This window comes from Mesorhizobium sp. M1088 (assembly GCF_040318575.1).
In the GTDB taxonomy this organism is placed as follows: Bacteria; Pseudomonadota; Alphaproteobacteria; order Rhizobiales; family Rhizobiaceae; genus Mesorhizobium.
This window is the reverse complement of the sequence record NZ_JAMYMO010000002.1, coordinates 70,106-87,558: the sequence shown is the minus strand read 5'-3', so window position 1 is coordinate 87,558 and position 17,453 is coordinate 70,106. Positions and strand designations below refer to the sequence as shown.

Below are 17,453 nucleotides of genomic sequence, written 5' to 3'. Positions count from 1 at the left end.
TGAAGGTTCCGCCTTGCGGCAGCACGCTGCATGGAAAGAAACGGCTTTTTTGAACGAGGTGGCGCTAGATGGATTTTGACCTTGTGGTGCGCGGCGGGACGCTGCCCGACGGCAGGATCGCGGATATAGGCATCGTCGGCGAAACGATCGCAGCGATAGAGCCCGAGCTGAACGTCAGCGCCGGCACGGCGATCGATGCCCATGGCAATCTGGTCTCGCCGCCCTTCGTCGATCCGCATTTCCATATGGACGCCACGCTTTCGCTCGGCATTCCGCGCATCAATGTCTCGGGCACGCTGCTCGAAGGCATCTCGCTTTGGGGCGAGTTGAAGCCGCTTCTGACCCACGAAGCGGTGCGCGACCGTGCGCTCGCCTATTGCGACTGGGCGGTGTCGATGGGCCTGCTCGCCATCCGCACCCATGTCGATGTTTGCGACGACCGCCTGCTGGCGGTCGAGGCGCTGCTCGACGTGAAGAAGACGGTTGGCCCCTATATCGACCTGCAGCTGGTCGCCTTCCCGCAGGACGGGTTTTACCGCTCGCCGACGGCGCGCGACAACACCATCCGGGCGCTCGACATAGGCGTCGATGTCGTCGGCGGCATTCCGCATTTCGAGCGCACAATGGCCGACGGCACGCGCTCCGTCACCGAGCTCTGCGAAATCGCGGCGAAGCGCGGCCTGATGGTCGACTTGCATTGCGACGAGACCGACGATCCGCTGTCGCGCCACATCGAGCAGCTTGCCTATGAGACGCAGCTGCTCGGGTTGCAGGGCAGAGTGGCCGGCTCGCACCTGACATCGATGCATTCGATGGATAATTACTACGTTTCGAAGCTATTGCCGCTGATTGCCGAGGCCGGCGTTTCGGCGATCCCCAATCCGCTGATCAACATCATGCTGCAGGGCCGCCACGACACCTTTCCCAAGCGCCGCGGACTGACGCGGGTCAAGGAGATGCTGGCGCAAGGCATCCGCGTCGGCTGGGGCCAGGATTGCGTGCTCGACCCCTGGTATTCGCTGGGCACCGCAGACATGCTCGACGTCGCCTTCATGGGCCTGCATGTCGCGCAGATGTCGAGCCCGGCCGAGATGGCGCGCTGCTTCGACATGGTCACCAACGTCAATGCAGCCATCATGGGCCTCGATCACCTTGGCCTGGCCGTCGGCAAGCGCGCCAGCCTGGTCGTTCTCGATGCCGGCAATCCGGTCGAAGCGCTGCGGCTGCGCCCCGAGCGCCTCTGCGTCATCGCCAGGGGCAAGGTGGTGGCCGAGCGCAGCCGGCAGGACACGCGGCTTTCGATCGCCGGAAGGCCGGGCACGGTGAACCGGCGCCACGCTTAAAGCGCGTCGCGTTTGAACGGACCCACGCGACGCGCTTTAAGGTCTTGTTTTTAAGCGTGTCGTTATCGCAAAACCGCTGCACACTTTTGCGCGACATGCATTAGTCCAGCCGATTTCCGGCGCTGGTCTTACCGAATTCTCGATTTTCGCCTCGTCATGGCCGCAGCTTGCGACTACGACGCGGGTCACCGTACCCCACGGCGAGGAACCGGTAACGGCATGGCGCGGCCCGCAGCCCAGTACTCAACGATCATGAACGTGCTGCTGGCCGGCATCCTGCTGATGCTCGCCGGCGATTTCTTGTTTGCGTTGAACGATGCGATGGGCAAGTGGCTGGTCGCCAGTTTTTCCGTCGGCCAGGTCGTGCTGATCCGCTCGATCGGCGCCTTTTTCATACTCGGGCCGATGATTGCACATCAGGGCCCGGCCAAGCTGTTTCGCATGGAGCGGCCGGAGCTGCAGCTGCTGCGCGTGGTGATGACGACGCTCGACACGGCGCTGTTCTACGCGGCGGTCGTCTATCTGCCGCTCGCCGATGTGATGAGCTTTTACATGGCCGGGCCGATCTATGTCGCGGCGCTGTCGCACTTCCTGCTCGGCGAAAGGGTCGGCTGGCGCCGCTGGGCGGCTATCCTGGTCGGTTTCTGCGGCGTGCTGATCATGCTGAAGCCGTCCTCGGCCGCGTTCTCGCTGTCGTCGATGTTCGCGCTCGCCGGCAGCATTTCCTTTGCCTTCGCCATCATCCTCAATCGGCGGCTGCGTGGCACCAGCGACACCTCGCTGGTCACCTGGCAAACCATCGGCACGCTGCTGGTCGGCGCTGCGTTGACCCTCGGCAGCTGGAAGACGCCGTCCTCGCTCGATTTCGGCGCCATGCTGCTTCTCGGCATCGTCTCCTGCGGCGCGCATCTGATGATCACCAGGGCGTTGAAGCTGGCGCCGGCCTCGACCTTGGCGCCGCTGCATTACAGCCTGCTGTTGTGGGCAGTGGTCTTCGGCCTCGCCTTCTTCGGCGATGTGCCTGGGCCGCGCATCCTGATCGGCTCGGCCATCGTCGTGCTGGCCGGCCTGTTCATCTTCCACCGCCAGAAGGTGGTCGACACGGTACCGCCCGAAAACGTGCCAAAGGGCGTGAATTAACCCCGGCGCGCTGCCGCGAGATGCCGCGAAAATTCCGGCATCTCCATCAGTGCCTTGCAGCGCGCAAACCGGCCGTCGGCATAGGCGCGAAAGTCGTCGGCCGGATTTTTGTTGGCAAGCTGGATCAGTCCCCACAGCGTCCACAGCAGGTCGCACATCGCCTTGTAGATGACGATGCGGGCGCGCTCCGCCGGTCTCGGCTCGCCGCCGAAATAGGCCAGCGTCATCTCCTCGTCCTGCGCGGCGTCGAATTGCCCTTCGACGCTGAGGTCGCCGAGATCCCAGAGCGGATCGTTCATGCCGGAATATTCCCAGTCGACGATCCACATCCTGTCGCCCGTATCGAGAAAGTTTTCGCAGAGCGGGTCGCAGTGGCAGGCGACGATCGGCAGAGGGTGAGCCGCAAGTGCTGAGCGCACTGCCTCCGCCTCGCGGACCACGTCGTGGTAGCCGGCAGGCAGGGCGACGTCCTTGGTTGACAGCACTTTCAGATAATCGTCGATCATCGCAAACAGCTCGAAGCGGAAGGGGAACACCGCGCCGGATGTGTGCAGTTTGCGAAAGGCCTTGCCGGCGCGTGCCGGACTGCCCGGCCGAGTCTTGAACTTTTCCGGTGACATCGTCTCGGCACCGGCGATGAAGCGGGTCACCAACACGCCGGTCTCGGCATCGACATGCAGCACATCGGGGCTGACGCCGGCCTCCGCCGCTTCCCGCGCCGCCACTGCCTCGTTGGCGCGGTTGATGTATTCCTCGGTACCCTTGCCGGGGATACGCAGGCAGAAATCCTTACCCCTGAAGACGAGGTTGGTGAGACCGCCGAGCCGTTCCAGAGGGCCGTCATAGCCGGCCAGCATCGGAATGGCCGCAATTGCGGCGCGCGCCCGGTCGTCCGCCATGGATTTCGCTCCTTTCCCCGTATTATTGGGACGACGACGGTTCCACAGTTTTCGCCGTTTGGCTATGATCGCGTTGCGGATCGATACCAGGCGACGGAAAGCGATGACGGACAGCAATCAGCAGAGCGCACTCGCCGCAGCCTATGCGGCGAAGCGGCCGGAAGACGTCGCGGCGCTTTACGACAGGTGGGCAGGAACCTATGACGCCGACATGTCGGCGGCTGGCTATCGCCATCCCACCATCTGCCTTGCCTTGCTGGCCCGCCATCTGGCGCGCGGCGCCGCTCCTCTGCTCGATGCCGGCGCCGGCACCGGGCTCATCGGCGAATGGCTTGCCATTACCGGTTATCCGCAGGTCGAGGCGCTCGACATCTCGGAAGGCATGCTGGCGCAAGCCGCGCGCAAGGGCGTCTATTCAGCGCTGCACTGCCTGGCGCTTGGCGGACCGCTGCCCTTCGTGGACGACGCCTATGCCGGGATCATCTCAGCCGGCGTCTTCACGTCCGGCCATGTCGGGGCCGAGGGTCTGGACGAGCTGATCCGCATCTGCCGGCCGGGCGGGGTGATCGTGCTGACAGTGAAGAACACGCTGTGGGGTGCCGGGTTTGCCGCGCGGATCGCCGAGCTCGAGGCGCAAGGCACCGTCACGCGCGCCGAAGAAACGCCGCCCTATGTTTCGATGCCAGGCGAGGCCGATACCGTGCCGAGCCGGGGGCTGGTGCTCATCGTGAACTGAGGCTGAAACCGGAAGGCTCTATGCCTTCACCTTTGCTCCTGCCGGATCGTAAAGCGGCTCGAGGTGTATCTTAGCCGGCGTCCGTTCCATTGCCACCACCAGCTCGTAGTTGCCGCAGGTAAGGAAATCATCGTTGACGCCATCGGCATTGCGCACATAGCCGTAGCCGATGTTCTTGCCGATGGTGTAGCCATAGCCGCCGCTGGTGAGATAACCGACCGCCTCGCCGTTGCGCAGGATGGTCTCGCGCCCGAGCAGCACGACGTCCGGATCATCGACGGTGAAGCCGGCAAAGCGTTTGCTGAGCGTCGAGCCATCGAGCTTTTCAAGCGCCCGCCGGCCGAGGAAATCGGTGTTCTTCCTGAGCTTCACCGCCCAGCCGAGGCCGGCCTCCTGCGGCGTGTCGTTGGGTGTAATGTCGGCGCCCCAGGCGCGGTAGCCCTTTTCCAGCCGCAGCGATTCTAGCGCCCGATAGCCGACCGGGCGAATGTCGTGGACAGCGCCCGCCGTCATCAGCGCGTCGAAAACCTCGCCCGTCGCCGCGATCGGCGCATGCAGTTCCCAGCCGAGTTCGCCGACATAGGTGACGCGCAGTGCCCGGACGGCGTGACCGGCAATGGCGATCTCGCGAACATGGCCGAATGGAAAGGCGGCATTCGAGACGTCGGCATCGGTCACCGCTGACAGCACGTCACGGGCGCGCGGCCCCATTAGCGACAATGTGCCGAAATCCTCCGTGACGTCGGTCAGCGTCACGTCGAACTCCCTGCCGATATGATCGGCAATCCAGGAGAAATCATGCGTGCGGAAACCGGTGCCGGTGACGATGTAGAATTTTTCCTCACCGAGCCTCGCCACGGTCAAATCGGCCTCGATGCCGCCGCGCGTGTTGAGAAGCTGCGTGTAGGTCAGCCGGCCGACCGGCTTGGCGACGTCGTTGGCGCAGATCCAGTCCAGCGCCTTCAGCGCGTCGGCTCCGGTCATTTCGTATTTGGCGAAAGACGACTGGTCGAAAATACCGATCTTTTCGCGCACGTGGCGGTGCTCGTCGCCAACCGCCAGGAACCAGTTCTGCCGGCCCATCGAATAGACGTCCTTCGGCTTGATGCCTTCCGGCGCGAACCAGTTCGGCCGCTCCCAGCCAAGTTTCGAGCCGAACACGGCGCGATGTTTTTGCAGCCGCTCGTACAAAGGCGAGACGATGCGCGGCCGGCCGCTGACATATTCCTCATGCGGGAAGCCGATCGTGTAGTGCTTGCCATAGGCTTCCAGCGTGCGGTCGCGGACCCATTGCCGGTCGCGGTGGAGATCGGAGAAGCGGCGGATGTCGAGCACCCACAGATCGAGCGGCGCCTCGCCGTCGACGACCCATTGCGCCAGCACCCAGCCGGCGCCGCCGCCGGACGCGATGCCAAAGGCATTGAAGCCGGCGCCGACGAACATATTGGCGCATTCCGGCGCCACACCGAGGATGAAATTGCCATCCGGCGTAAAGCTCTCCGGCCCGTTGATCATCTGCTTGACGCCGGCATTGGCGAGCGCCGGGACACGCTCGATCGCCTGGCTCATATGCTGCTCGAAATGATCGTAATCATCGTCGAACAGCCGGAACTCCCAATCGTCCGGCACATCGCCGCCCGGCAGACCGGTCGTCCACGCCTGCGGGTTCGGCTCGTAGCCGCCCATCACCAACCCGCCGACCTCCTCCTTGAAATAGGTGCGGCGATCGGGGTCGCGAATTGTCGGCGCGTCGGTCGGCAGGCCATCAATCTTTTCGGTGATGATGTACTGGTGCTTCACCGGCTGCAGCGGCACGTTTATCCCGGCCAGCGCACCCACCTGCCGCGCCCATTGCCCGGCGCAGTTCACCACCTTGTCGCAGGCGATATCGCCTTTGCTGGTCTTTACCGCGGTGATGCGGCCGTCTCTCATTTCGAAGCCGGTGACCCGCACCTCCTCGAACAATTTTGCGCCATGCATGCGCGCACCCTTGGCCAGCGACTGGGTGATGTCGGAAGGGCTTGCCTGACCGTCGGTCGGCAGCCAGGACGCGCCGACGAGGTCGCCGGTTTCCAGCAGCGGCCACATTTCCTTGACCTCGGCCGGCGACAGCAGATGCATGTCCATGCCGAAGCTCTTAGCCGTCGTTGCCAGCCGCTTATACTCGATCCAGCGGTCGCCATTGGTGGCGAGGCGCAGGCAGCCAGTCATCTTCCAACCGGTGGCGAGGCCGGTTTCGGCTTCCAGCCCCTTGTAGAGATCGACCGAATATTTGAGCACGCGCGTGATCGACGCCGACGAGCGCAGCTGGCCGACCAGCCCGGCAGCATGCCAGGTCGAACCCGAGGTGAGTTTGCCCTGTTCGAGCAGTACGATTTCGGCCTTGTGGTCGCGCGCCAGATGATAGGCCGTCGAACAGCCGATGATGCCACCGCCGATGACGACGATCCCGGCCTGGGCGGGCAAGGTCATGTCCGCGTCCCGTATTTTGTCCTGTAGTTTTCCAGGGCGGCTTCGAGCCGCGCCAGGTTTTCGTCGGCGTAGGCGGCGTAGTCGACACCGGGCGCGTCGAGGTAAAGCTCGGAAACCATGCCCCACATCGCCTCACGCAGCAGCGACGCGCATTGCATGGCGGCGTGCGAGCGCCGTATCGCCGGGTCCGGCTCCTTCATGAAATAGGCGGTCAGGAAGGCGAAGGACTCCTCGTCGCTCATGCCTGCATTCGACGCCGCGCCGGCAAGGTCGAACATCGCGGTGTTGAAGCCTGCATATTCGAAATCGATGAGCCACAGCCTGTGACCGTCGTCGATTATGTTAGCCGGCAAGAGGTCATTATGGCCGAAGACGATCGGCAGCAGCTTTTGCGCGCGCTCGAGCTCGTCCGCCAGCGTCAGCAGGCGCGGCAGTTCGCCCAGCTTGCGGCTGCGGCCTTCCTCCAGCGTGCGCGCATAGTCGCGAATGACATGGAATACCCAGAACATGAAGCCGGCGCCGGAGACATGACCGGGCATCTCCCGGTGGAAACCGCGCAGCAACGCGGCAACGCGGCTGAGATCGGCGCGCACGTCCTGCGCGACATAGGCCTTGGCGCCGAGATACTCCGTCACCATGACGCCGGGTCCAGTGTAGTGGACGGCCGGAGCGAAGCCTGCCGCGTGCGCTGCCCGCGCCGTCATCATCTCGCGCTCGCGAAAGACATGGTGGAACGGATAGTCCTGGCCGAGCCGCACGACGTGCCGCCCGGCCGCGTCCTTGACCAGATAATTGGCATTGCTCAGCCCGCCCGGCAGCGGCGCGATGTCGATGCTGCCGGTCCAGCAAGGCAGCGCACGGATGCGGTCTTCGACAGTCACTTCGACAGTCACGATGTCGTCCAACATTGGGTCAATTTTCCACGCATGTCACGGCTGGCCAGCGATGACAATCGGACGGAGGAATGGAGGCAACGCGAAGATCTCGTCGGTGCAGATCTCGGGATCGGTATCCCGCACCGCACCGACGAGCCCCTTTGTGCCGGGTTCTTCGACGCCGGCATCCGCCCCCGCGGATCCTGAATTTCGGGACCCTTGCACCCGACGATCTCCCGGGCGTTCGGGCAAGCGATTTTTCGTGCGGCTCAGCCGTCGTCCTCCGTTCCGAGCCTGTCACAGCGATAATGTCGCGCCACGCTGGAGGCGTTGTCAACGCGAATTTGTGGTATTTTCTGGTTTTTTGCCCGAATTTTGCTAAATTCCTTGGAGTTAGTGGCATTTATGTCGTAGAAGCGGTCAGCGGTGCAACAATCCGACCGGATGGAACCGATGGTCCACTCGAAGCGGCATGGCGAAATCCTGCGCCTCCTCAAGGAGGAAGGCACCGTGACCATTGCGAGCCTGGCCGACCGGCTGGGCGTCTCGCTGGAGACAGTACGCCGCGACGTCAAGCCACTGACCAGCGACGGTTCCATCCTCAAGATGCACGGCGCCGTCGGCCTGCCGTCGATTGCCGGCGAAGCGCCGTTCGAGCGACGCATGCGCGAGAACGCCGATGCCAAGCGGGCAATAGCGCGCATGGTCGCCGCCACCATCCGCGACGGCGAATCGATCATGCTCGACACCGGCACCACCACCTCTTTCCTGGCCCGGGAACTGCTCGGCCACCGGCGGCTGACGGTCGTCACCAACTCCTCCGACATCGCCCGCACACTGGCCACTGTCAACGGCAATAAGGTCTACATGGCCGGCGGCGAGCTGCGCAGCGATTCCGGTGCTGCCTTCGGCGTCTCGGCCATCGAATTCGTCAGCCGCTTTTCCGTCAGCCATGCCGTGATATCGACCGGTGCGGTCGATGCCGTTACCGGCGTCATGGACTATGATCTGGAAGAGGCCGAATTCGCCCGCATGGTGCTGTCGCGCGGCCAGCGTTCGCTTGTCGTCACCGACCATAGCAAATTCGGCCGCCAGGGCCTTGTTCAGGTCTGCGGCTTCGGCGGCTTTTCCGAACTCGCGACCGACCGTCCGCCGCCGCACGACATCGGCGCCGCCCTCGCCCAGGCCGGCGCACGGCTCAGCATTGCCGATGGCTGAAGCGAGGGCTGAGCTCTATCGTGAGCTCTGTCGGGAGATCTGCTCCAGCACCCACTTCCCAGCGCCGCGTCTGCCGTGTTTAGTCCGGCCATGGCTTTCACCATCCGCCAATTGCAGTTCTTTATCGCCGTCGCCGAGCAGGGCACAGTGTCGGGCGCCGCCCAGAACCTGTCGATCTCGCAATCGTCGGTCACCGAGGCGATCAAGGAGCTGGAGCACGATCTCGGCGTCGAGCTGTTCGAGCGCCACCCGCGCGGCTTGAACATCACCCACAAAGGCCACCAGTTCCTGCGCCATGCGAGAAAGATCCTGGCCGACGTTTCCGATGCGCGCCGCGCCTTCTTCGGCGAACAGGCCGCGGCAAGCGGGCGGCTGCAACTTGGCGTCACCTCGCTGGTCGCCGGCTATGTGCTTTCCGATCTTCTTGCCCGCTACCGCCGCGCCTATCCGGGTGTCGAGGTCTCGGCAATCGAGGACAATGGCGACTATCTCGAGCACCTGTTAATTGGCGGCAAGCTCGACATTGCCGTCATGGTCACCTCGAACCTGCGCGACCGCACGGCACTGCAGTCCGAAATCCTCGAAGTCTCGGCCTACCGGCTGTGGCTGCCGCTCGGCCACCCCTTGGCCGGTGCCGACATCATCGGCATCGGCGACATCGCCTCGGAACCGCTGATCATGCTGACCGTCGACGAGATCGAGGAGAATACCGGAAAGCTGCTGACGGCAATCGGCGCCAAGCCGCATGTCGCCTTCCGCACCCGCTCGGTCGAAGCGGTACGCAGCCTCGTCGCTACCGGCGCCGGCGTGGCGCTGCTGCCCGACCTCGTCTACCGGCCATGGTCGCTGGAAGGCGACCGCATCGAATCGCGCGATATTTCGGGATCGTTGCCGGTCGTCCAGGTCGGCATGGTCTGGCGGCGCGGCTCCGGTCTGCCGCAGGCGGCGCGCGACTTCATCGGACTTGCCCAGTCGCAGCGCATGGTGCGCCAACGGCCCGAGAAGATTGGCCGCTGACGTATCGGAAAAATCGATATCGGCTTTCTGATAAATGAATTTGCGAAACCGGAAATTTCGCAGCACTTTTCGGTCAGGGAACAAAGCTGCCGTTAGAGCGCGACGTGCGTCCAATTGGACGCACATAGTACGCTCTAAGACTTTTAGTTTTCGCATCGGGCCTTCCGAAAATCGATTTCCGATTTTCGGGCCGAACGAGGAGCACGGCCCTTCAGGGCCGCGCATCCAACGTTTTTGAACGGGCGCATGACCTTCTTCCGAAACCCGAAACCGGTTTCGAGGTCATGCAAAAATGGGAGATCGACGATGAATTCATTGCTGAAATCATGCACTGCCTTGACGGTCGCGCTGAGCTTCTCCGGCCAGGCCATCGCCCAGGTCAAGGAGCTCGGCAAAGGCGAAGGCGAGGTCAATATCGTCGCCTGGCCGGGCTATATCGAGCGCGGCGAAACCGACAAGGCCTATGATTGGGTCACTTCGTTCGAGAAGGAAACCGGCTGCAAGGTCAACGTCAAGACCGCCAACACCTCCGATGAGATGGTCTCGCTGATGAACGAGGGCGGCTTCGATCTCGTCACCGCCTCGGGCGACGCTTCGCTGCGCCTTGTCGCCGGCAAGCGCGTCCAGCCGATCAACACCGACCTCATACCGAGCTGGAAGACGGTCGACAACCGGCTGAAGGATGCGCCCTGGTTCACCGTCGGCGGAGTCCATTACGGCGTCCCCTATCAGTGGGGGCCGAACGTGCTGATGTACAACACCGAAGTGTTCAAGGAGGCGCCGAAGAGCTGGAACGTGGTCTTCGAGGAAATGAAGCTTCCCGACGGCAAGTCGAACAAGGGCCGCGTCCAAGCCTATGACGGGCCGATCCACATCGCCGACGCTGCCAATTACCTGATGGCTCACAAGCCGGAGCTCGGCATCAAGGATCCGTACGAACTGACCGAGGATCAGTACAAGGCGGCGCTCGACCTGCTGCGGGTCCAGCGTACGCTGGTCGGACGCTATTGGCACGACGCCGCCATCCAGGTCGACGATTTCCAGAACGAAGGCGTCGTCGCCTCCGGTTCCTGGCCCTACCAGGTAAACACGCTGATCGCGGCCAAGAAGCCGGTCGCCTCGACTATCCCCGAGGAGGGCGTCACCGGCTGGGCCGATACCACGATGATGGAGGCCGATGCTGCCCACCCAAACTGCGCCTACATGTGGATGGAGCATTCGCTGTCGCCAAAAGTGCAGGGCGACGTCTCCGCCTGGTTCGGCTCGCTGCCGGTGGTGCCCGCCGCCTGCAAGGGCAACGAACTGCTCGGCGAGGAAGGCTGCAAGACCAACGGTTACGACAATTTCGACAAGATCAAGTTCTGGAAGACGCCGGTCTCGAAATGCGCCACCCAGAACGACCAGTGCGTGCCCTATTACCGCTGGGTGTCGGACTATATCGGCGTCATCGGCGGGCGGTGAGTTCGCCTCACCTACGAAGCTCGGCGCTGCCCCTCACCCTTACCCTCTCCCGGTGAAGAACCGGGGGGTCGCCAGCGTTGGAGCGCCTCCCTTCTCCCCGTCCACTATACGAGGAGAAGGTGCCGGCAGGCGGATAAGAGGCAGCGCTACCGCCTGAAATTTGATGAGCCTGACAGATCAGGACAGCCCCATGACCTCCGCCGTTTCCTTCCAAAACGTCTCTCGCCATTTCGGCAGCGTGCGTGCCGTTGACGCGGTCGATCTCGACATCGTGCCGGGCGAGTTCTTTGCCATGCTCGGGCCTTCCGGCTCGGGCAAGACGACGTGCCTGCGCCTCATCGCCGGTTTCGAGCAGCCGACGGCGGGCTCGATCTCGATCTTCGGCGAACGCGCCGAGGGCGTGCCGCCCTATCGCCGCAACGTCAACACCGTGTTCCAGGATTATGCGCTGTTCCCGCATTTCAACGTGCTCGACAACGTCGCCTATGGGCTGATGGTCAAGGGCGTCGGCAGACCGGAGCGGCAACAGGCGGCGGAAGAAGCGCTGGCGCTGGTGCGGCTTCCCGGCTACGGCGCCCGTCGCCCTGGCCAGCTTTCCGGCGGCCAGCGCCAGCGCGTCGCGCTCGCCCGTGCGCTGGTCAACCAGCCCAAGGTGCTGTTGCTCGACGAGCCGCTCGGCGCCCTCGACCTCAAGCTTCGCGAAAACATGCAGGAGGAGTTGAAATCGCTGCAGAAGGCGCTCGGCATCACCTTCGTGTTCGTCACCCACGACCAGGGCGAAGCGCTGTCGATGGCCGACCGCGTGGCCGTCTTCAATGACGGCAAGATCATGCAGATCGGCACGCCGGAAGACATCTACCAGCGCCCCAAGACCCGCTTCGTCGCCGATTTCGTCGGCTCGTCCAACGTGCTGCCGCCGGATTTCGTCCAGCGCTATGCCGGCCAGTATCGCTGGGGCAGCCTGCGGCCCGAATCCATCCGTATTGGCCGGGCCAACGGCGAAGGGGTTGCCGCCCGCCTGGTCTCGACCAACTATCTCGGCGCCACGACAAGACTGGCGCTCGATGCAGAGGGCTTGCGACTGCATGCCATCGTGCCGGCGGGTGCTGTGCTGCCGGGGGAAGGCGAGGCGGTGGTGCTCACCTTCAAGCGCGAGCATTTGCATCTGATGGACGAGCTCGGATGAGCCTGGACGCTGCCATGCCGCGGGCCACGGCCCCCGCCATCCTGCCGCGAAGTGGTGGCGTACGCGGCGGGCTCTCCGATCTCTTCTGGCGCCGGCCGCAATTCTTGCTGCTCTTGATGCTGCTACCCCCGGTTCTTTGGCTCGGCATCGTCTATATCGGCTCGCTGTTTGCGCTGCTTTTGCAGAGCTTCTTTTCGATCGATGAGTTCTCCGGCCTGATCAACCGCGAGTTCACGCTGAAGACCTATGGCGACCTGCTGCAGGCCGCCAATCTCGACATCATCCTGCGCACGGTGACTATGGCGGCGCTGGTGACGCTGGCGGCGGCGGTCATCGCCTTTCCCATCGCCTATTACGCGGCGCGCTATGCGCGCGGCCGTTGGAAGGCGCTGTTTTATCTCGGCGTCATGCTGCCGCTGTGGTCGAGCTACCTGGTCAAGATCTATGCGTGGAAGCTGATTCTCGCCAAGGAAGGCATCCTGACCTGGCTGCTGGCCAAATTGCATCTTCTGTGGCTGCTTGATGCCTGGCTGTCGCTGCCGGTCGTCGGCGGCAACTCGCTGTCGGTCTCCTCAACCGGTACCTTCATCGTCTTCGTCTATGTCTGGCTGCCGTTCATGATCCTGCCGGTGCAGGCCGCACTCGAGCGCGTGCCGGGCAATTTGGTCGAGGCTTCGTCCGATCTCGGCGCCTCGCCCGGGCAGACCTTCGGCAACGTGCTGTTCCCGCTGGCGCTGCCCGGCATCGTCGCCGGCTCGATCTTCACCTTCTCGCTGACGCTCGGCGACTACATCATCCCACAGATCATCGGCACCTCGCGGCTGTTCATCGGCCAGGCCGTCTATTCGCAGCAAGGCACCGCCGGCAATATCCCGCTCGCCGCCGCCTTCACCGTGGTGCCCATCGTCATCATGGGCTTCTACCTCTGGGGCGCCAAGCGCATGGGGGCTTTCGATGCGCTCTGACCGTGGCCCATCCGCGCCGATCGGCCTGAAGCTCGCTGCCACCGGCGGCCTGCTTTTCCTGCATTTGCCGATCCTGCTGATCTTCGTCTATGCCTTCACCACCGAGGAGAAGAGCTTCGTCTGGCCGCCGCCGGGCCTGACCACGCAATGGTTCGCCGTCACCTGGAACCGCCCCGACGTCTGGCAGGCGCTGTCATTGTCTGTGCGGGTCGCGGCGATCTCGACTACCATCGCGCTGGTCCTGGGCACGCTGTGCGCCGCTGCCGTGTCCCGCACAAAATTCTTCGGCCGCGAAACCATCTCGCTGCTGGTCATCCTGCCGATCGCGCTGCCCGGCATCATCACCGGCATCGCTCTGCGCTCGGCCTTCGCGCTGGCCGAAATCCCGTTCTCGTTCTGGACGATCGTGCTCGGCCACGCCACTTTCTGCGTGGTCGTCGTCTACAACAATGCGGTCGCCCGCTTCCGCCGCACGTCCGGCTCGATGATCGAGGCGTCGATGGATCTCGGCGCCGATGGTTTCCAGACCTTTCGGCATGTCGTGCTGCCCAACATCGCAACCGCGCTGCTGGCCGGCGGCATGCTTGCCTTTGCGCTGTCCTTCGACGAGGTCATCGTCACCACCTTCACCGCCGGCCAGCAGCAGACGGTGCCGATCTGGATGCTCGAAGAATTGATCCGTCCGCGCCAGCGTCCGGTCACCAATGTCGTGGCGATGGTGGTAGTGCTGGTGACGCTGCTCCCCATCCTCGCTGCCTATTACCTGACCCGCGACGGCGACCAGATCGCCGGTTCGGGCAAATGATCTCGTTCACAAGGGAGAGACTTCCATGGACACGCAGATGCTGATCGGCTCTAAATTCGAAAAAGGCACCGAGACCGAGGAGCCGATCCTCAACCCGAAGACCGGGGCGACCATCCTCAATCTGCCCGAGGCCAGCCCAGCGCAGATCGAGGCGGCCGTGCTTGCTGCCGAAAAAGCCTTCGTCACCTGGTCCCGCACAACACCGGCGCAGCGCGCCGGCTATCTCCTGAAGATCGCCGATCGCATCGAGGCTGCTGCACAGGATTTCGCGGCGCTCGAGGCGCTGAACTGCGGCAAGCCGATCAATGCCGTGCTCAATGACGAGATCCCGGCGATCGTCGACTGCTACCGCTTCTTTGCCGGCGCGGTCCGCTCGATGCCCGGCCAGGTCGCCGGCGAATACATTCCCGGCCACACCTCGATGGTCCGCCGAGACGCCATCGGCGTTGTCGCGTCGATCGCGCCGTGGAACTATCCGCTGATGATGATGGCCTGGAAGCTGGCGCCGGCGATTGCCGGCGGCAACACCGTCGCCTTCAAGCCGTCGGAACAGACGCCGCTGACCGCGCTGAAGCTGGCGAAAATCCTTGCCGAGATCCTGCCGGAAGGCGTCGTCAACGTCGTGCTCGGTCGCGGCGACAGCGTCGGCAACACGCTGATCAACCACCCGAAAGTCAACATGATCTCGATCACCGGCGACGTCGCCACCGGCAAGAAGGTGCTGCAGGCTGCCGCCAAATCGGTCAAGCGCACGCATCTCGAGCTCGGCGGCAAGGCGCCGGTCATCGTCTTCGACGACGCCGATCTCGGCGCGGTGGTCAACGGCCTGCGCGCCTTCGGCTATTACAATGCCGGCCAGGACTGCACCGCCGCCTGCCGCATCTACGCCGGCAAGAAGATCTACGACAAGCTCGTCGCCGACCTCTCCGCCGCCGTCTCGACTATCAAGTATGATCGTCCTGACGATACCGAAAACGAGATCGGCCCGCTGATCTCGCGTCGCCAGCGCGACCGCGTCTCGAGCTTCGTCGAGCGCGCCTCTGAGCTCAAGCACATCGAGATCACCACGGGCGGCAAGCCGGGCGAGGGCTCCGGCTTCTTCTACCAGCCGACCGTCGTCGCCGGCGCGCTGCAGGAGGACGAGATCGTGCGCCGCGAAGTGTTCGGTCCGGTGGTCTCGGTCACCCGCTTTTCCGAAGTTGACGAAGCGGTGAACTGGGCCAATGATTCTGACTACGGCCTGGCGTCGTCGGTGTGGACCAAGGACGTTTCGCGGGCCATGGCGACAGCCGCCCGGCTGCAATATGGCTGCACCTGGATCAATACCCATTTCATGCTGACCAACGAGATGCCGCATGGCGGGTTGAAACAATCCGGCTACGGCAAGGACATGTCGCTCTACGCGCTGGAGGACTATACCGCCGTCCGCCACGTCATGGTCGCTCACGGGTAGCGCCCGCGAGGAGACGCCTATTCTTCCGCCTCCTCCGCCTCGCCTGCGGCCGGCGCCACCAGCAGCACAGCGGCGCCTAGGAGCGCGGCGATGAAGGAGCCGGCGAGGATGCCGACCTTGACCGCGTCCTGCAGGGCGGCGTCGCTGGCGAAGGCGAGCAGGCCGATGAACAGGCTCATGGTGAAACCGATGCCACAGAGCAGCGAAATGCCGACCATGTGCAGCCAGCCGGCATTGACCGGCAGATCGGCGAAGCCAAGCCGGATGGCAAGCGCGGAAGACCCGAACACGCCGACCAGCTTGCCCAAGACGAGGCCGGCGGCGACGCCGAGCGTCAGCGGCTCGGCCAGGGCGGCAGCGCTGAGACCGGCGAGCGAGACGCCGGCGTTGGCAAAGCCGAAAATCGGGATGACGAAAAAGGCGACGACTTTGTGCAGGCCGTGTTCGAGCCGGTGCAGCGGCGAATGGTCGAGATCATGGCCGCTGCCCGGCGATATCTTCAGCGGTATGGTGAGGGCCAGCGCGACGCCGGCGAGCGTCGCATGGACGCCCGATTTGAGCACCAAAACCCACAGAACGATGCCGAGCAAGATGTACGGCAGCAGCGTCAGCACCCGCATGCGGTTGAGCACCACCAGCAGCGCGATCACGGCGAAGGCGGCGCCGAGATAGGCGAGCGAGAGGCCGCTGGTATAGAACACCGCGATGATGAGCACCGCGCCGAGATCGTCGATGATGGCAAGCGCCGTGAGGAATATCTTCAGCGAACCCGGGACGCGGCTGCCGAGCAGCGACAGCACGCCGAGCGCAAAGGCGATATCGGTGGCGGTTGGGATCGCCCAGCCGGACAGAGCGGCTGGATTGTTGCGGTTGATGGCGACGTAGACCAGTGCCGGCGCTGCCATGCCGCCGGCGGCGGCGATGCCGGGCAGCACGCGGCGCGGCCAGGTCGACAGCTGGCCGTCAAGCATTTCGCGCTTGATCTCGAGACCGACCAGCAGGAAGAACACCGCCATCAGGCCGTCATTGATCCAGTGCGAGACGCTGAGCGGTCCGAGATAGGCATGGAGGGCGGAGAAATAAGCCTCGCCCAGCGGCGAATTGGCGACGATCAGGGCCAAGGCCGCCGCAGCCATCAGGATGAGGCCGCCGGCCGCCTCGCTGTCGAGGAATTCGCGCAGCATGGAGACCAGCCGCTTTTCGTCCTGCATGTCGCCTCCGTCGTATCAGCGGCAAGGTCCGACACCGCCAAGCGATGATGCGCAAACAGCGCTGGCCGGGCAAGCCTGTAATGAGAGCCCTTTAGCGCGGCGCGCGCTTGGCGAGGATGCGTTGCAGCGTGCGGCGATGCATGTTCAGGCGGCGTGCGGTTTCCGAGACGTTGCGGTCGCACATTTCGTAGACGCGCTGGATGTGTTCCCAGCGCACACGATCGGCCGACATTGGATTTTCTGGCGGCGCTGCGCGTTCGCCCGCGGTGCGGGTCAGGGCGGCAAAAATATCGTCGGCATCGGCCGGCTTCGACAGATAGTCGATGGCGCCGAGCTTTACCGCTGTCACCGCGGTGGCGATGTTGCCGTAGCCGGTGAGGATGATGGCGCGGGCATCGTCGCGCTTCTCGCGAATCGCGGCGACGACGTCGAGGCCGTTGCCGTCGGCCAGCCGCATGTCGACGACCGCATAGGCCGGCGGATTGGCGCGCGCCTTGGCAACCGCCTCCTCGACGCTCTCCGCCGTCTCGACCACGAAACCCCTGGTTTCCATGGCGCGGGCAAGCCGCGTCAGGAACGGCTTGTCGTCGTCCACGATCAGCAGCGAGGTATCCTCGCCTTCGACCATTGCGCCAATCGTTTCGTCAGTACTCATCGTGCTGAAAATCCTGC

General features: G+C 64.0%; 15 protein-coding genes. 10 read left to right on the top strand and 5 right to left on the bottom strand.

The genetic code is table 11. The features are described from left to right. The first annotated feature begins 68 nt into the window (after nucleotides 1-68). A complete protein-coding gene (locus NKH49_RS03180) occupies nucleotides 69-1,343 on the top strand; it encodes an amidohydrolase family protein (protein ID WP_352925179.1) in 1,275 nt (424 codons plus the stop codon). Between the two features lie 219 nt (nucleotides 1,344-1,562). Then, nucleotides 1,563-2,483 (top strand): DMT family transporter, encoded by a 921-nt coding sequence (locus tag NKH49_RS03175; RefSeq protein WP_352614566.1) that lies wholly within the window; start codon nucleotides 1,563-1,565, stop codon nucleotides 2,481-2,483. On the opposite strand, the gene NKH49_RS03170 is transcribed toward NKH49_RS03175, so the two are convergent. Continuing rightward, complete coding sequence (locus NKH49_RS03170) at nucleotides 2,480-3,382, bottom strand: phosphotransferase (protein WP_352614568.1); 903 nt, start codon at nucleotides 3,380-3,382, stop codon at nucleotides 2,480-2,482. The two genes, NKH49_RS03175 and NKH49_RS03170, sit on opposite strands and share 4 nt — an antisense overlap. A gap of 103 nt (nucleotides 3,383-3,485) precedes the next feature. Between NKH49_RS03170 and NKH49_RS03165 the strand changes: the two genes are divergently transcribed. Next, nucleotides 3,486-4,118 (top strand): class I SAM-dependent DNA methyltransferase, encoded by a 633-nt coding sequence (locus tag NKH49_RS03165; RefSeq protein ID WP_352614570.1) that lies wholly within the window; start codon nucleotides 3,486-3,488, stop codon nucleotides 4,116-4,118. Nucleotides 4,119-4,136: 18 nt separating this feature from the next. Here NKH49_RS03165 and NKH49_RS03160 read toward each other — a convergent pair whose 3' ends face one another. Together NKH49_RS03160 and NKH49_RS03155 are read right to left on the bottom strand one after the other, a co-directional pair. Continuing rightward, the gene (locus NKH49_RS03160; protein WP_352925177.1) at nucleotides 4,137-6,590 is read right to left on the bottom strand and encodes a GcvT family protein; all 2,454 of its coding nucleotides are present in this window, start codon (nucleotides 6,588-6,590) and stop codon (nucleotides 4,137-4,139) included. Next, the gene (locus NKH49_RS03155; RefSeq protein ID WP_352614619.1) at nucleotides 6,587-7,471 is read right to left on the bottom strand and encodes a phosphotransferase; all 885 of its coding nucleotides are present in this window, start codon (nucleotides 7,469-7,471) and stop codon (nucleotides 6,587-6,589) included. The genes NKH49_RS03160 and NKH49_RS03155 overlap by 4 nt, the downstream gene beginning before the upstream one ends. 447 nt (nucleotides 7,472-7,918) lie before the next feature. Here NKH49_RS03155 and NKH49_RS03150 point away from each other — a divergent pair, with 447 nt between their 5' ends. The 7 genes from NKH49_RS03150 to NKH49_RS03120 all read left to right on the top strand — a co-directional run bounded on the left by NKH49_RS03150 (nucleotide 7,919) and on the right by NKH49_RS03120 (nucleotide 15,570). Continuing rightward, nucleotides 7,919-8,683: a DeoR/GlpR family DNA-binding transcription regulator gene (locus NKH49_RS03150; RefSeq protein ID WP_352872196.1), complete on the top strand. Its 765-nt coding sequence runs from the start codon at nucleotides 7,919-7,921 to the stop codon at nucleotides 8,681-8,683. Nucleotides 8,684-8,773: 90 nt separating this feature from the next. Beyond that, nucleotides 8,774-9,700, top strand: a complete 927-nt coding sequence (locus NKH49_RS03145; RefSeq protein ID WP_023676350.1) for a LysR family transcriptional regulator — start codon at nucleotides 8,774-8,776, stop codon at nucleotides 9,698-9,700. Nucleotides 9,701-10,006: 306 nt separating this feature from the next. Beyond that, the gene (locus tag NKH49_RS03140) at nucleotides 10,007-11,161 is read left to right on the top strand and encodes an ABC transporter substrate-binding protein (RefSeq protein WP_352540421.1); all 1,155 of its coding nucleotides are present in this window, start codon (nucleotides 10,007-10,009) and stop codon (nucleotides 11,159-11,161) included. A gap of 190 nt (nucleotides 11,162-11,351) precedes the next feature. Then, entirely contained in the window at nucleotides 11,352-12,347 is a 996-nt protein-coding gene (locus tag NKH49_RS03135; RefSeq protein WP_352540420.1) for an ABC transporter ATP-binding protein, read from the top strand. Nucleotides 12,348-12,361: 14 nt separating this feature from the next. Then, entirely contained in the window at nucleotides 12,362-13,312 is a 951-nt protein-coding gene (locus NKH49_RS03130) for an ABC transporter permease (protein ID WP_352614621.1), read from the top strand. Further along, complete coding sequence (locus NKH49_RS03125; RefSeq protein WP_352469946.1) at nucleotides 13,302-14,117, top strand: ABC transporter permease; 816 nt, start codon at nucleotides 13,302-13,304, stop codon at nucleotides 14,115-14,117. The genes NKH49_RS03130 and NKH49_RS03125 overlap by 11 nt, the downstream gene beginning before the upstream one ends. A gap of 25 nt (nucleotides 14,118-14,142) precedes the next feature. Next, nucleotides 14,143-15,570, top strand: a complete 1,428-nt coding sequence (locus tag NKH49_RS03120) for a gamma-aminobutyraldehyde dehydrogenase (RefSeq protein WP_352540419.1) — start codon at nucleotides 14,143-14,145, stop codon at nucleotides 15,568-15,570. A gap of 17 nt (nucleotides 15,571-15,587) precedes the next feature. Here NKH49_RS03120 and nhaA read toward each other — a convergent pair whose 3' ends face one another. Further along, nucleotides 15,588-16,781: a Na+/H+ antiporter NhaA gene (gene nhaA / locus NKH49_RS03115; RefSeq protein ID WP_352454677.1), complete on the bottom strand. Its 1,194-nt coding sequence runs from the start codon at nucleotides 16,779-16,781 to the stop codon at nucleotides 15,588-15,590. Nucleotides 16,782-16,872: 91 nt separating this feature from the next. Then, entirely contained in the window at nucleotides 16,873-17,436 is a 564-nt protein-coding gene (locus NKH49_RS03110) for an ActR/PrrA/RegA family redox response regulator transcription factor (protein ID WP_023676342.1), read from the bottom strand. Nucleotides 17,437-17,453: the final 17 nt, after the last annotated feature.

Bases quoted from the DNA above. Each gene is read 5' to 3' on its own strand.
- NKH49_RS03175 (WP_352614566.1), top strand. From the start codon at position 1,563: ATGGCGCGGCCCGCAGCCCAGTACTCAACGATCATGAACGTGCTGCTG.
- NKH49_RS03120 (WP_352540419.1), top strand. From the start codon at position 14,143: ATGGACACGCAGATGCTGATCGGCTCTAAATTCGAAAAAGGCACCGAG.
- nhaA (WP_352454677.1), bottom strand. From the start codon at position 16,781: ATGCAGGACGAAAAGCGGCTGGTCTCCATGCTGCGCGAATTCCTCGAC.
- NKH49_RS03130 (WP_352614621.1), top strand. From the start codon at position 12,362: ATGCCGCGGGCCACGGCCCCCGCCATCCTGCCGCGAAGTGGTGGCGTA.
- NKH49_RS03180 (WP_352925179.1), top strand. From the start codon at position 69: ATGGATTTTGACCTTGTGGTGCGCGGCGGGACGCTGCCCGACGGCAGG.
- NKH49_RS03140 (WP_352540421.1), top strand. From the start codon at position 10,007: ATGAATTCATTGCTGAAATCATGCACTGCCTTGACGGTCGCGCTGAGC.
- NKH49_RS03165 (WP_352614570.1), top strand. From the start codon at position 3,486: ATGACGGACAGCAATCAGCAGAGCGCACTCGCCGCAGCCTATGCGGCG.
- NKH49_RS03125 (WP_352469946.1), top strand. From the start codon at position 13,302: ATGCGCTCTGACCGTGGCCCATCCGCGCCGATCGGCCTGAAGCTCGCT.
- NKH49_RS03150 (WP_352872196.1), top strand. From the start codon at position 7,919: ATGGTCCACTCGAAGCGGCATGGCGAAATCCTGCGCCTCCTCAAGGAG.
- NKH49_RS03170 (WP_352614568.1), bottom strand. From the start codon at position 3,382: ATGGCGGACGACCGGGCGCGCGCCGCAATTGCGGCCATTCCGATGCTG.
- NKH49_RS03135 (WP_352540420.1), top strand. From the start codon at position 11,352: ATGACCTCCGCCGTTTCCTTCCAAAACGTCTCTCGCCATTTCGGCAGC.
- NKH49_RS03160 (WP_352925177.1), bottom strand. From the start codon at position 6,590: ATGACCTTGCCCGCCCAGGCCGGGATCGTCGTCATCGGCGGTGGCATC.
- NKH49_RS03110 (WP_023676342.1), bottom strand. From the start codon at position 17,436: ATGAGTACTGACGAAACGATTGGCGCAATGGTCGAAGGCGAGGATACC.
- NKH49_RS03145 (WP_023676350.1), top strand. From the start codon at position 8,774: ATGGCTTTCACCATCCGCCAATTGCAGTTCTTTATCGCCGTCGCCGAG.